The organism is Methylobacterium gnaphalii, assembly GCF_007992215.1.
Taxonomy (GTDB): Bacteria; Pseudomonadota; Alphaproteobacteria; order Rhizobiales; family Beijerinckiaceae; genus Methylobacterium; species Methylobacterium gnaphalii.
In genome coordinates, this window is sequence record NZ_BJZV01000005.1 from 184,407 (window position 1) to 198,555 (window position 14,149).

The 14,149-nt window shown below is 67.3% G+C and carries 11 protein-coding genes; 9 read left to right on the forward strand and 2 right to left on the reverse strand.

Features of this window, described 5'->3' with window-relative positions:
- Window positions 1-201 precede the first annotated feature (201 nt).
- The 9 genes from MGN01_RS06600 to MGN01_RS06640 all read left to right on the forward strand — a co-directional run bounded on the left by MGN01_RS06600 (window position 202) and on the right by MGN01_RS06640 (window position 12,838).
- Window positions 202-1,527 carry a septal ring lytic transglycosylase RlpA family protein gene (locus MGN01_RS06600; RefSeq protein ID WP_238257724.1) on the forward strand — a complete coding sequence of 442 codons (1,326 nt, stop codon included), beginning with the start codon at window positions 202-204 and terminating at the stop codon, window positions 1,525-1,527.
- 150 nt (window positions 1,528-1,677) lie between these two features.
- The gene (locus tag MGN01_RS06605) at window positions 1,678-4,908 is read left to right on the forward strand and encodes an efflux RND transporter permease subunit (RefSeq protein WP_147045845.1); all 3,231 of its coding nucleotides are present in this window, start codon (window positions 1,678-1,680) and stop codon (window positions 4,906-4,908) included.
- 55 nt (window positions 4,909-4,963) lie between these two features.
- On the forward strand, window positions 4,964-6,250 hold the full coding sequence (locus MGN01_RS06610) for an efflux RND transporter periplasmic adaptor subunit (protein ID WP_147045794.1): 1,287 nt from the start codon (window positions 4,964-4,966) through the stop codon (window positions 6,248-6,250).
- A 183-nt stretch (window positions 6,251-6,433) separates the two neighbouring features.
- Complete coding sequence (locus tag MGN01_RS06615; RefSeq protein ID WP_238257721.1) at window positions 6,434-7,585, forward strand: D-alanyl-D-alanine carboxypeptidase family protein; 1,152 nt, start codon at window positions 6,434-6,436, stop codon at window positions 7,583-7,585.
- A gap of 47 nt (window positions 7,586-7,632) precedes the next feature.
- Window positions 7,633-8,340, forward strand: a complete 708-nt coding sequence (gene tmk / locus MGN01_RS06620; protein ID WP_147045796.1) for a dTMP kinase — start codon at window positions 7,633-7,635, stop codon at window positions 8,338-8,340.
- Window positions 8,330-9,394, forward strand: a complete 1,065-nt coding sequence (locus tag MGN01_RS06625) for a DNA polymerase III subunit delta' (protein WP_147045797.1) — start codon at window positions 8,330-8,332, stop codon at window positions 9,392-9,394. Before tmk ends, MGN01_RS06625 begins: the two co-directional genes overlap by 11 nt.
- Before the next feature lie 174 nt (window positions 9,395-9,568).
- Complete coding sequence (gene metG, locus MGN01_RS06630; RefSeq protein WP_373319205.1) at window positions 9,569-11,068, forward strand: methionine--tRNA ligase; 1,500 nt, start codon at window positions 9,569-9,571, stop codon at window positions 11,066-11,068.
- A 35-nt stretch (window positions 11,069-11,103) separates the two neighbouring features.
- Window positions 11,104-11,901, forward strand: coding sequence for a TatD family hydrolase (locus MGN01_RS06635; protein WP_147045799.1), 798 nt, complete (start codon window positions 11,104-11,106; stop codon window positions 11,899-11,901).
- 133 nt (window positions 11,902-12,034) lie between these two features.
- Window positions 12,035-12,838 carry an MBL fold metallo-hydrolase gene (locus tag MGN01_RS06640; RefSeq protein ID WP_147045800.1) on the forward strand — a complete coding sequence of 268 codons (804 nt, stop codon included), beginning with the start codon at window positions 12,035-12,037 and terminating at the stop codon, window positions 12,836-12,838.
- Here the strand turns inward: MGN01_RS06640 and MGN01_RS06645 are convergent, their stop codons facing one another.
- Together MGN01_RS06645 and MGN01_RS06650 are read right to left on the reverse strand one after the other, a co-directional pair.
- On the reverse strand, window positions 12,839-13,222 hold the full coding sequence (locus tag MGN01_RS06645; RefSeq protein WP_147045801.1) for a group III truncated hemoglobin: 384 nt from the start codon (window positions 13,220-13,222) through the stop codon (window positions 12,839-12,841).
- Window positions 13,223-13,269: 47 nt separating this feature from the next.
- Window positions 13,270-14,076, reverse strand: a complete 807-nt coding sequence (locus MGN01_RS06650; RefSeq protein WP_147045802.1) for an SGNH/GDSL hydrolase family protein — start codon at window positions 14,074-14,076, stop codon at window positions 13,270-13,272.
- Window positions 14,077-14,149: the final 73 nt, after the last annotated feature.

Consider the following 14,149-nt stretch of genomic DNA (forward strand, 5'->3'; position numbering starts at 1 on the left):
GCCGTCGTTCAGCGTTCATTTACGCCGTGCGGACAATCCTCGCGATCGAGACGGGGCAGCATCCCCGATCGTTGCGAGATGTTGAGCGAGCGGCCGCGCCTTTCCGCGTTCCTGGAGGGCATCGAGCGGTCGCCCATTGAGCCGGGCGAGTTGCGTATGGCGCGGATCACGACGGCCGGATCGAATCCGGCTCTGGGCGCAATGCCGCGCGCCTGGCCGGTATGGCGCCTGATCGGCGTCTGCGCCGTGGCGCTCACCACCGCCAACTGCGCCGGCAACAACACTCAGAAATTCGCGGGCGGCAGCTCGGGCAGCGACATCGACCCGAAATACGGCGTGCGCGCCTCCAAGCGCCTCTACAACGAGGGCGACGTGATCCCGAAGGGCGGCGGACGCCGGTTCTCGGGCAAGCCCTACGTCGTGGCCGGCAAGACCTATGTGCCGCGCGACGATGCGCGGGGCTATGTCCGCGAGGGCCTGGCCTCCTGGTACGGCTCGGCCTTCCACGGCCGCATGACCGCCAATGGCGAGATCTTTGACCGCCACTCCATCGCAGCGGCGCATCCGACGCTGCCGCTGCCAAGCTATGCCCGCGTCACCAACCTCTCGAACGGCTACTCGATGGTGGTGCGCGTCAACGACCGCGGCCCCTATCATGCCGGCCGCGTGATGGATCTCTCGGAGGAGGCGGCCCGCGCCCTCGACTTCCATCGCAAGGGCACCGAGCACGTCCGCGTCGAGTATATCGGCAAGGCCTCGGTGGCCGGCAGCGACGATCGCAAGCTGCTCGCCAGCCTGCGCACCGACGGGCGCCCGGCCCCGATCGGCTCGGGCTCGCCGGTGATGGTGGCCGATCTCGGCCCCGACCGCGAGGAGCCCGTCCACGAGCGCTTCTCGCGAACCACGCGCCCGACGCTCGCCTACAAGCCGGCCGAGGAGGATGCGCCCGAGCCCGCGCCGCGTCCGCAGCGCGCCGCACCGATCGTCCTGGCGAGCGCGGCCAGCGTGGCCGTGCCGGCCGCCGTTCAGCCGACCGCCGCCCGCGGCGCGGCGTTCAAGCCGATGCCGGTTGCCGGCCTCAACCCCGGCGCCCATGCTGCGCCGGCGGGTCGCCTGGCCTCTGCAGCGGAACCCGCCCACGGCCGTGCCCCGCTCAGCCTCGCTCCGCCCCCGCTCCGCCTCGCCGGTGCGATGCGCGAGCCGCCGGCCGCGCCCTCCGCCCGCGAGACCGGCAGCCGCGCCGCCCATGCCGCGCTCGCGGCAGGCGCGCCGAAATTCGGCCAGGCCAAATTCGCCGAGGCCAAGGTCACGCAGGCGAAGTTCGCGCCGCCCGCTCTGCCTGCCACCAAGTTGCACGTCGCCCAGGCCGCGATGCCCAAGACCGGGCCTTCGCCCAAGACAGGCCCTGCCCCTCGCACCGCCATGCCGGCGGACGCGAAGAACGCGATGGCGCGCCTGGTGGCGTCGAGCACGAAGCCGGCCGCGCCGGGCCCCGGTCGCCGGTCCCACCTCGCCGGCGTATACTGATCCGCCCGAGAGCCGCCGAGGTTGCGCTGTCGATAAGTGCGGCATCGGCGCGCGTATGCCGCCCTGCGCCCATCGAGACATTTGCCGGAAACATTGCCGTCGTCCTAGATCAGACTTCTCGACGAGGTCGTGAAGGCGAGGGCAGGGCGTATGGGGCTCGTCCAGTACGCGCTGAAATTCCGCATCACGACCTACGTGCTCGCCGTGCTGATGATGCTCGGCGGCGCCGGCGCCGCCATCGTCACCCCGAAGGACGTGCTGCCGGTCGTCGACATCCCGGTCGTCGTCGTGGTCTGGACCTATACGGGCCTGTCCGCTCCCGAGATGGAAAAGCGGATCACGACCTATTCCGAATTCGGAATCTCCAACAACGTCAACAGCATCACCCGCATGGAGTCGACGACGCTCCAGGGCACGGCGGTCTTGAAGATCTATTTCGACCCCTCCGTCAGCATCGACCTCGCCATCGCCCAGGTGGTCTCGTCGACGAACTCGATCCGCGCCCTGATGCCGCCGGGCGTGCAGCCGCCGGTGATCGTGCGGTTCTCGGCCTCCTCGGTGCCGGTGATCCAGCTCGCGCTGACCTCGACCAAGGACGCGCTCACCAAGGTCTACGACTACGCCCAGTACCGCATCCGCCAGCGCCTGACCCAGGTGCCGGGCTCGACGCTGCCCTCGCCCTTCGGCGGCGCGCCGCGCCAGGTCATGGTCGATCTCGACCTGCGCGCGCTCCAGGCCCTGGGCATCACGCCCCTGGAGGTCACCAACGCCATCGGCGCGGGCAACCTGACCATTCCCTCGGGCCTGGCCAAGCTCGGCGAACAGCAATACCCGGTCCAGCTCAACGCCACGCCCGACACCATCGCGGAGCTCAACGAGATCCCGATCAAGGTGGTGGCCGGCCAGCCGGTTCTGGTGCGCGACGTAGCGCATGTGCGCGATGGCGGCCCGCCGCAGGTCAACGTCGTGCGCGCGGACGGCGCGCCCTCGGTGCTGATGAAGGTCCTCAAGAACGGCACCGCCTCGACGCTGGACGTCGTCAACAACCTCAAGAAGGCGATGCCGGATATCCGTGCCGCCGCGCCCGAGGGCATGAGCGTCAAGACGCTGTTCGATCAGTCGGTCTTCGTCTCGGGCGCGATTCGCGGCGTGCTGGAGGAGGCGCTGATCGCCTCCTGCCTCACCGGCGTGACGATCCTGCTCTTCCTCGGCTCATGGCGCTCGACGCTGATCGTGCTGATCTCGATCCCCTTGTGCATCCTTACCTCGCTCGCGGTGCTCGCCGCGCTCGGCCAGACCATCAACGTGATGACGCTCGGCGGCCTCGCGCTCGCCGTCGGCATCCTGGTCGACGACAGCACGGTCGCGATCGAGAACACCTATCGGCTCTTCGAAGAAGGCAGGCCGTTCCGCGAGAGCGTGGTCCACGGAGCCGCCGGCATCGCCAAGCCGGCCCTGATCTCGACGCTGTCGATCTGCGCCGCCTTCGTCTCGGTCTTCGCGCTCACCGACATCCCGAAGTACCTGTTCACGCCGCAGGCGATGGCCGTCGTCTTCGCGATGCTGACCTCGTACCTCCTGTCGCGCACGCTGGTGCCGCTGCTGATCGACGTTCTTGTCGCGCGTGAATACGCGGAACATCACGGCGATGCGCACGATCAGCCCGGGAGCGGACGCCTGCGCCGCGCCCTCTCAGCGCCGATGAAGCCGGTGTTTCGCCTCGCCGGCGCCTTCCGCCGCGGCTTCGAGACTCGCTTCGCACGCTTCCACCGCAGCTATGTCGGGCTGCTGCACGCTGTGCTGGCCCGACGCGTCACAACGCTCACGGTCGTCGCCCTGATCTTCGCCGGGACCGGCGGCCTCTTCCTGTTCGTCGGGCAGGATTACTTCCCACAGGTCGAGTCGAGCCAGATCACGCTGCACCTGCGCAGTCGCACCGGCATGCGCATCGAGACCGCCGAACAAGTCTTCGGCAGTGTCGAGAAGACGGTAAGGGACGTGATCCCGCCGGACGAGATCGAGCTGGTGCTCAACAACATCGGCCTCCCCTCGAACAACTACAATTTCGCCTTCTCCGACGGGTCCTTCGTTTCCTACAACGACGGCCAGATGCTGATCAGCCTGAAGGAGGGCCACGCGCCGGTCGCGGATTACACCAAGCGCCTGCGTGAAACCCTGCGGGACCGCTTCCCGGACCTTACGGTCTATGTACAGCCCTCCGACATCATCACGCAGATCCTGAATTTCGGCGTGATCGCTCAGATCGACGTCCAGGTCTCTGGCCGCAACACCGAGAAGGACCTCGAGGTCGCGCAGCGGATCGTCGGCCGCCTGAAGGAGACGAAGGGCCTCGTCGACGTCCATCTCCATCAGATCGTCAACCAGCCGCAATTCTACGTCGACGTCGACCGCCGCCAGGCCTCGGAACTCGGGCTGACGCAGCAGCAGGTTGCTCAGAGCCTCAACGTCTCGCTGGCTGGCTCCTTCCAGGTGAACCCGAACTTCTGGACCGATCCGAAAACCGGCATCCCCTATCAGCTCTGGGTGCAGACGCCGGAATACCGCAACGCCTCGCTCACCGAGCTGCAGAATACCCCGATCCTGGTCCAGGGCGGCGGCCGCGACGGGCCGGGCGTGCTGACGCTGCTCTCCAGCGTGTCGAACATCCGGCGCACGCCAACCCAGACCGTGATCAGCCACGTCAATACGCAGCCGACCTTCAACATCTACGCCGCCGTGCAGGACCGCGACCTCGGCTCGGTGGCGGCCGAGATCGACCGGATTGTGCAGGAGGAGCAGAAGGCTCTGCCGGCGCCGGACAAGATCACCGTGCGGGGGCAGATCGAGAACATGCGCTCGGCCTTCTTCCGGCTGGAGGTCGGCCTCGGCATCGCTCTGATCGCGGTCTACCTGCTGATGGCCGTGAACTATCAGAGCTGGGGCGACCCTTTCGTGGTGCTCGCTGCCCTGCCGCTCGCCTTCTGCGGCATCACGGCGAGCCTGTTCATCACCGGCACCACCTTCTCGATCCCCTCCCTGTTTGGGGCGATCATGTCGGTGGGCATTGCCTCCGCGAACTCGATCCTGCTCGTCACCTTCGCCAAGGAGCACCGTGAAGCCACGGGCTGCTCGGCGATGGAAGCGGCGATCAAGGCTGGCGACACGCGACTGCGCCCGGTTCTGATGACGGCGGGCGCCATGTTTCTCGGCCTGATCCCGATGGCGATCGGCTCGGGGGAGGGAGGCGAACAGAACGCCGCGCTCGCCCGTGCCGTCATGGGCGGCATCGCGATCGGCACGCCGGCAACGCTGCTCTTCGTGCCATTTCTCTACAGCCTGCTGCGCCGCGGCGGCGTGCATCCGGTCGAGGATTACCTATGATCCGGAACACGTTGCGGTGCGCGGCCGTTCGCCATTGGGCCGAGACAAGGTGACCGTGAACCAGCCCCACCAGCCAGCCTCCGACGAGGACATCCCCCCGCCGCCAGGCAAGGGGTTGTTTGTGCTCGTCGCGCTCGTAGCGATTGGCCTTCTCGGCTGGGGCGGCTACGGCCATTGGCGGCGCGATGCCGCCGCTGCCGAATCACAGCGCAGGGTCATCGAGCAGGTGCCGAAGCTTCGCACCCTGAATTCCGAGCGGGTCGAGACACCGGTCGAATTGACGCTGCCAGGCCAGACCGAGGCCTTCGCCACCGCCCGCATCTTCGCTCGGGCCACCGGCTATATCGCCGAGCGCAACGTCGATATCGGCTCGCGGGTCAAAGCCGGCGACCAGCTTCTGCGCATCGCAGCACCGGATCTCGACCAGCAACTCGCCCAGGCTCAGGCTCAACTCGGCCAACTCCAGGCGCAGCTCCTGCGCGCCAAGGCGCAGGTCGATCAGGCCAAGGCCAACGTAAACCTTGCGCAGGTCACCAATTCGCGCACCTCGACGCTCGCCGGACAGGGCTGGGCCTCGAAGCAGAACGCCGACAACACCCAGGCCGGTGTGCTCAGCCAGACCGCCAACCTCGCCTCGGCCGAGGCCGACGTGAAGGTCGCCGAGGCCAACATCAAGGCGCAGCAGGCCACCGTCGACCGGCTCAAGGCGCTGACGAGCTTCGAGATCGTAACGGCGCCCTTCGACGGCGTCGTCACCACCCGAAGTGTCGATGTCGGCGACCTCGTCACGGCCGATGCTGGTAACGGCACGCCGCTCCTCGCCATGGCGCGCGACGACCTGCTGCGCATCTCGGTGAACGTACCGCAGAATGCATCGGTCGGCGTACAGCCCGGCATCGAGGCGACCATCAAGGTGCCGCAGATGCCCGGTCGTTCATTCTCCGGCACCGTCGAGCGCAGCTCGGTCGCCCTGCTCTCGGCCTCGCGCACGCTGACGACGCAGGTCGACGTGCCGAACAAGGATCTCGCACTGCAGGCCGGGCTCTACGTCTACGTCACGCTGAAGATCCCGCGCGCCGTGCCAGCTGTCCGCATCCCTGCCGAGGCAATGGTGTTCAACCAGCGCGGCACCCAGGTGGTAGTCGCTAATGCCGACGGCACCGCCTCCTGGCGCACCATCGGCATCCGCCGCGACCTTGGCACCTCCCTCGAGCTCGATCAGGGCCTCGACGGCAGCGAGCGCGTCGTCCTCAGTCCGCCACCTGACCTCAAGGACGGCCAAAGGATTGAGATCCAGCCGGAAAAGGGCGACGGCAAGCCGATGCAGGCGGCACAGCGCTAAGGCAGGACGTCGCAGACGCCGTGATTCGAACAGGGTGGATTCGATCGCAGCGGCAGTTCAAGATATAGTCAAGCTCTTGAGAGGCTTGCTCTGGCAGGCGACGTGCGAGAGACGACGATGCGGGCAGGACAGGCTTCGAGAGTGTTTCTTCGGGCGGCGGCATTATGCGTCGCCCTGTCCGGCATGCCGGCAATGGCTCAGACGTTCCAGACAGCGGCACCACACGCGATCCTGGTCGACGCCGAATCCGGCGCGGTGCTGTTCGAGAAAGCGGCCGACGAGCCGTTCTCTCCGGCTAGCATGGCCAAGCTGATGACCACCGAGCTCGTCTTCGGCGCCCTCAAGGAGGGCCGGCTCACCATGGACAGCGAGTTCACGGTGACCGAGGACGCCTGGAAGCGGGGAGGGGCCGGCGGTGGCGGTTCATCGATGTTCGCGCAGGTCAACAGCCGCATCAAGCTGTCCGACCTGCTGCGCGGGCTGATCGTCCAATCCGGCAACGACGCCGCCATCACCATCGCCGAGAACATGGCCGGCACCGAGGAAGCCTTCGCCGGCCTGATGAATCAGAAGGCCAAGGAGATCGGCCTCACGCACTCGACGTTCCGAAATGCCACAGGCTACTCGGCGCCGGACCAGAAGGTCACCGCGCGCGACATGGCGCGGATCGCCCAGCACATCATCGAGACCTATCCGGACCTCTACAAGATCTTCGCCGAGCGGGAGTTCACCTGGAACAAGATCAAGCAGCAGAACCGCAATCCGCTGCTGACCCTCGATATCGGCGCCGATGGCCTCAAGACCGGCTACCTTGAGGAATCCGGCTACGCTCTGACGGGATCGGCCGTGCAGAACGGCCAGCGCCTGATCATGGTGCTCTCGGGCCTCAAGACCGCACGCGACCGGGCCTCGGAATCGCGCAAGCTGATGGAATGGGGCCTGCGCGCCTTCGACAACCGGCAGATCTTCCAGGCCAATGAGACCGTGGCCGAGGTGCCGGTCTATGGCGGCGAGAAGGGCTCGGTCGCCGTGGTTGCCAAGAAGACGGTGCGCCTGCTGCAACCTCGTGGCTCCTCCGAGCGCATGAGCGCCCGCGTGGTCTACAAGGGTCCGCTCGTCGCGCCGATCGAGCAGGGGCGGCAGGTCGGCACCTTGCGCGTCATGCGCGGCGACACCATCGCCCTCGACCAGCCGCTCTACGCAGCAGAACCTGTCGCGGCCGGCAGCCTGACGCAGCGCGCCTTCGACGCCGCGCTGGAAGTCGGCGGCGATCTCGTCCGCAAAGCCTTCGACAAGGCGAAGGGCGGATCCGCGCCCAGCGGCAGTGCCTCCTGAAACCGGAACCGTCGCACCGCGATCCCGGTCATGCTAGGCCCCTCGGCATGACGATCGACACGCCCGAAGCCGTCCCCGAGGGCGTCTTCATCACCTTCGAAGGCGGGGAGGGGGCAGGCAAATCCACACAGATCCTGCGTCTCGCTGCGCATCTGCGCGCACGCACCAACCGTGAGGTGGTGACCACCCGCGAGCCCGGCGGCACGCCGAAGGCCGAGACGATCCGCCAGGCTGTGCTGGCCGGCGCGGCCAAGCCGTACGGCGCTTTCGCCGAGGCGCTGATGTTCTGTGCCGCGCGCATCGACCATCTCGACCACCTGATCCGGCCGGCGCTCGCGAGAGGCGCCGTGGTGCTCTGCGACCGCTTCTCGGATTCGACCCGTGCCTATCAGGGCGCGGCCGGCGGCGTGGACGAGGCCGCCCTGCGCGACCTCGACCGCGTCGTCGTCGGGGAGACCCGGCCGCATTTGACCCTGATTCTGGATCTGCCGCCGGAGACCGGCCTCGCGCGGGCCCGGCAACGCGCGGGAGACGGGGAGGGGGTCGACCGGTTCGAAGCCGAGACGCTCGGATTTCACCAGCGCCTGCGCGCCGCCTTCCGCGCCATCGCCGAAGCCGAGCCGGAGCGCTGTGCCGTCATCGATGCTGACGCCCTGCCGGAAGCTGTCGAGGCGGCGATCCGCGCCGTGGTCGCCGCGCGGCTGCCCGCCCTGCTCTCCGGGACCGGGAAGGACGCGACAGAGCATGCCGCCTGAACTCGTCCGCGAAACTGCAGAGGCGGGCGATCTCCCCGGCATTCCCCGCCCCCGCGAGCAGACCCGCCTCGTCGGCCACGAGGCGGCGGAGGCCGCTTTCGTGGAGGCCCTGCACTCAGGGCGAATGCACCATGCTTGGCTGATCGGCGGGCCACGCGGCATCGGCAAGGCGACTTTGGCCTACCGGGTCGCGCGCCGGCTCGTAGCCGATCCGCGCACGCTGCCCCAGCCCGACGGCCTCGATGTGCCGCCGGAGCATCCCGTCGCGCGGCAAGTCGCGGCCCTGTCGCATCCGAATCTCGTCGCTCTGCGCCGCGTCCAGGCACCAGGCGCAAAATCGCTGCCGACCCGGATTCCCGTCGAGGCGGCGCGGCAGGCTCTCGATCTCTTCGCCGAAACGGCGGGCGGAGAGGGAGGCTACCGCGTCTGCATCGTCGACAGCGCCGACGATCTCAACGCCAACAGCGCCAATGCCCTGCTTAAAATGGTGGAGGAGCCGCCACCGCGTGCCTTGTTCCTCATCGTCAGTCACGCGCCGGCCCGATTGCTCCCGACCATCCGTTCGCGTTGCCGGAAACTCATGCTGCGACCGCTCGACGAGGAGCAGGTCGAGGCAGTGATCACCGAGTTTCCGCCGCCCTTTATACAGCCTGGTCTGGAGGACATCGCGCGTGCGGCCGCCCTTGGCGAAGGCTCGGTGGCGCGAACAATCGCCTTTCTGGACTCCGCGACGGCGGGTGTGGTGCGCGAGGTGCGCATGCTGCTCGCAAATCCGCACGACCCGGACTGGCGCCGTATCATGAAGCTCGCCGACACGCTGTCGGGCCGAGATGCGGACGAACTGTTCGCGGCGGCCCTCGATACGCTCCAGCGCTTCCTCTCCTCAGAAATCGATCGCCGGAAGGGGGAGGGCGCCGCCCGTCTCCTCGGCCTCGTCGAAGCCTCCGACCGTATCTCGGAGAAGGCTCGCGAGGCGGCAATCTACAATCTCGACCGGCGGCCGCTCGTGCTGTCCCTGTTCACGGAAGCGGCGGGCGCGCTGCGCGATATCTGATCGTCACGCCGGAGGTTTCCGGCTTTGGCAGCGGCGATGCTCGGTTGCGTCGCGAAGGATCCCGCGCAACAAGGCCAGACCCGACCCCCTGCGGAAAGCCTCCTCGACGTGACGGCCAGCGACACCGCGCAGCGCACCTTCAGCATCACTACGGCGATCTCGTATCCAAACGGGATGCCGCATATCGGCCATGCCTACGAGGTGATCGCCACGGACGCGATCGCGCGCTTCAAGCGCCTCGACGGCTTCGACGTGCAATTCACCACTGGAACCGACGAGCACGGCCTCAAGATTCAGCAGACCGCTACCAAGGCCGGCACAACGCCCCGCGCCTTCGTCGACGACATGGCTGCGCGCTTCAAGGCGATGGCCGACGCCCTTCACTGCTCCTACGATCGCTTCATCCGTACTACGGAGCCGGAGCACTACGCCGCGGCCCAGGAAATCTGGCGGCGGATGGAGGCCAATGGCGACATCTACCTCGCAAAGTATGCCGGCTGGTACTCGGTGCGCGACGAGGCCTATTACGATGAGGCCGAAACTGTCCTGCAGCCTGACGGCAGCCGCCGCTCGGTCAAGACCGACACGCCGGTCGAGTGGATGGAAGAGGAGAACTACCTTTTCCGGCTCTCGGCCTACGAGGACCGGCTGCTGAAGCTCTATGCCGAGCAGCCCGACTTCCTCGGCCCCGACACGCGCATGAACGAGGTCGCGAGCTTCGTGCGCTCGGGGCTCAAGGATCTCTCGGTCAGCCGCACCACCTTCGACTGGGGTGTGCCGGTGCCCGAGCGGCCCGGCCACGTGATGTATGTCTGGGTCGACGCCCTGACGAACTACCTCACCGTCACCGGCTTCCCCGACGAATCCGACCCGCGAAAAAAGTACTGGCCGGCTGATCTGCACATCATCGGCAAGGACATCGTGCGCTTCCACGCCGTCTACTGGCCGGCCTTCCTGATGTCGGCCGGGCTGCCGCTGCCGCGGCGCGTCTTCGGCCACGGCTTCCTGCTCTCCAAGGGCGAGAAGATGTCGAAATCGCTCGGCAATGTCGTCGACCCATTGGACCTCGTCTCGACCTACGGCGTCGACCCAGTGCGCTACTTCGTGCTGCGCGAGGTGCCCTTCGGCGGTGACGGCAGTTACAGCCACGAGGCGATCATCAATCGCGTCAACGCGGACCTTGCCAACGACATCGGCAACCTGGCCCAGCGCTCGCTCAGCATGATCGCGAAGAACTGCAACGGCGCTGTGCCGGAGCCGGACGCCTTCACCGAGGCCGATACGACGTTATTGAACGCTGCCGCAGCTCTGCCGGACAAGGCGAGGGACCTGATGAAGGATCTCGCCCTTCACCAGATCCTCGCCGAGATCTGGACGGTGGTGGCCGACGCCAATCGCTACTTCGCATCCGAAGAGCCGTGGAAGCTTAAGAAGAGCGATCCGGCACGCATGAACACCGTGCTCTACGTGACAATCGAGACCCTGCGCCGCGTCGGCATCCTGGTTCAGCCCTTCGTCCCGACGGCGGGTGGCGTGCTGCTCGATCTGCTGGCCGTGCCGGCCCTGGAGCGACAGTTCGCGCATGCGGGAGAGGGGCATAGCCTGAAGGCTGGCACACCGCTGCCGGCGCCGAGCCCGATTTTCCCACGCTTCGAGAAGCCGGAAGCCGCCTGAGGCTTCCGATCACAGGAATCGAAACAGCCCGCTCCATGCTGGTCGACAGTCACTGCCATCTCGATTTTCCGGATTTCGCCGAGGACATCGCCGGCGTGATCGCGCGCGCCGAGGCGGCTGGCGTCGGGCGGATGCTCACTATCTCGACGCGGGTGGCAAAGGCCGACACATACCGGGCGATCGCCGAGGCGCACGACCAAGTCTGGTACACGGTGGGCACCCACCCACACGGCGCCGCCGAGGAGCCAGATATCCCTGCCGAGACCATCATCGGCCTAACGGAGCATCCGCGCTGCATCGGAATCGGCGAGGCGGGGCTCGACTACCATTACGAGGACGCTGCTCCGCAGACGGTCCAAGAGCGCGTGTTTCGCGCCCATATCGCGGCTTCCCGCGTCACCGGCCTGCCTCTGGTGATCCATTCGCGCGATGCCGATGCGCATATGGAGGCGGTACTCGTCGACGAGGTCGGGCGCGGCCCGTTCAAGGCCATCCTGCACTGCTTCTCGTCGGGCGCCCGGCTGGCGCGGGTTGGCGTCGAGCTGGGGCTGTACGTGTCGTTCTCCGGCATCGTCACCTTCCGACGCTCGCACGAGTTGCGCGAGATCGCCACCGCCGTACCGCTCGACCGGATGCTCGTGGAGACCGACGCGCCCTTCCTCGCCCCCGAGCCGCATCGCGGCCGCCGCTGCGAGCCGGCCTATACGGCCGACACGGCCCGCTCGCTGGCGAAGACCCTCGACATGCCATTCGAGACCCTTGCAGCGCAGACCACGGACAATTTCTTCAGGCTGTTCGACAAGGCTGCGGCCTTGGAGGGCAGGGCGCTATGAGAGCGGCCTCCTCCGTCTTTGGGCGCGCACGGAAGCTATTCAGGGTTTCGCCCGCGACGTTGACGCGTCGGCTCTGGATTGCTTCGCGTGCAACTCGCAATGACGGTGAGAGACTGGCAAGGCGGATGACTCCATGCCGTCCCTGACCCTGCGCATCCTCGGCTGCGGCTCGTCGGGCGGCGTGCCTCGGGTCGGCTACGGCTGGGGTGCCTGCGACCCGAACGAGCCGAAGAACCGCCGCCGCCGCTGCTCGCTCCTCGTCGGACGGCAGGATGGCGCCGGCACCACCAGCGTCCTCATCGACACCTCGCCGGACCTGCGCGAGCAACTGATTGAGGCCGGCGTGAATCGGCTCGACGCCGTGCTCTACACGCACGCCCACGCCGACCACACCCACGGCATCGACGACCTGCGTCCACTGGTGCTGACCATGCGCCGGCGTATTCCGGTTCACGCGGATCCGCTGACACGGCAGTTGCTCTCCGTGCGCTTCGGCTACGCCTTCGAGACACCGCCGGGCAGCCTCTACCCACCGATCCTCGACATGCACGGCTTCACCGAAGCCGACATCGTGACGGTGGTCGGGGAGGGGGGTGCAATCGAGGCCCTGCCCTTCGCCATGGAGCACGGCAACGAGGCGGCCCACGGCTTCCGCTTCGGCCCGGCGGCCTATGCGCCCGACGTGAGCGTGATGCCGGAGACCGCCAAGGCGCAGCTCAAAAACCTCGACCTGCTCATCATCGATGCGCTGCGCGAGACCCCTCACCCGTCGCATTATTCGGTCTCGGACGCCCTCGCCCTGATCGAGGAGGTCACGCCGCGCCGCGCGATCCTGACAAACCTCCACACGGATCTCGACTACGCGATGCTCGCCAAGAAACTGCCGCCGGGCGTGGTACCGGCGTATGACGGGCTCGCCGTCAGTGTGGATCTCTGATCACCTCGGCCCTGCGGGCTGGAGCATCTCGGCACGGAAGAACAGCCCGGCTTTGAGGCTGTCGCCAATGCGATGGGCGCGCTCCGCAAGTGTCTCGGCAATATCCGGCGTGAAGGTCTCAATGGCAGTCTCGCCGAAGAGCTTCAGCCAGCGCTCGAAATGCTGCAGGCCGATCTCCTCGATCGCTACGTGCTTGCCAAAGGGGTTGCCCTTGTAGCGGCCAGTCTTGAGCAGCACGGAGGACCAGAAATCCTGTATCGTCGCGAGATGGCGCGGCCAGTCCTCGTCCGCGATTCGAGCAGCGAAGATCGGGCCGATCACATCATCACGCCGCACCTTGGCGTAGAAGGCGTCGAGGAACGTGCCAAGGGCCTCCTCGGTCAAGGTCTCGAAGCGGGCGCGGGGAGGGGACGCCGATACCCCTGCCCCAGTCAATTCCGGACGAGCGAGGGCTGGGCGAGCCCCGCGCTGGCCAGGAGTTGGGCCGCAGCGGACTTGGCGAGCCGGCTGTAGCCGGCATCGGTCATGTGGAAGCCGTCCGGACCGATCATCTGCTGAGGCGTCATCAGCCCGCGCGTGATCCAAGACTGCATCATGTCGTGGCGGCGGATCACCGGCACGCCGAGCTCGACCGAGAGTTCGTGGAGCGCGTCGCCGTATTGTGCCGCGTTGGCGACGCCGCTCAGCCGCCGGCACCATTGCTGGTCCATCAACACCACGTCGGCTCCGGTCGCGCGGATCGCCAAGATACCCTCGCGGGTCAGCGCCTTGAAGTAATCCACTGGCACGCCCTTGAGTGGATCGTTGCTGCCGGTCTGCCAGATCACCACGTCCGGATGTTCGGCGAGCACGTCGCGCTGCAGGCGCTGGGCCATGTCGCGGGCATCGTCGCCGCCCTTGCCGCGATTGATCACCGTCACCGACCGGCGGCTCGACGCGCCGATCTGCAGGCGCTCCTCGAGATCGGTCTCCAGCAGGGCCGGGTAGGTGGCTGCCGGCGACGAGGCGCCAATGCCTTGGGTCGAGGACGAGCCAAAGGCCACGATGCGAATGTCACCGTCACGACCGAGCAGCGAGGCCAAGCGCGCCAGCTTGATCGCCGGCCGCACGGGCGCGGCAGTCAGGCTCTGCGTCGACTGGGTCGTGGCCGACGGCGCCGGATCGGGCTGCGCCAGAGCGGGCGCCCCGGAACCGATTGCGAGGAGGGCAAGACCGAGGCACGAGAAGCGCTGGGACATCGGATACATATGCTGACGATGAGGAGCAGAGACAGGCCGCAATCCATGGAGAAGGATTGTGACCATAGCGCGG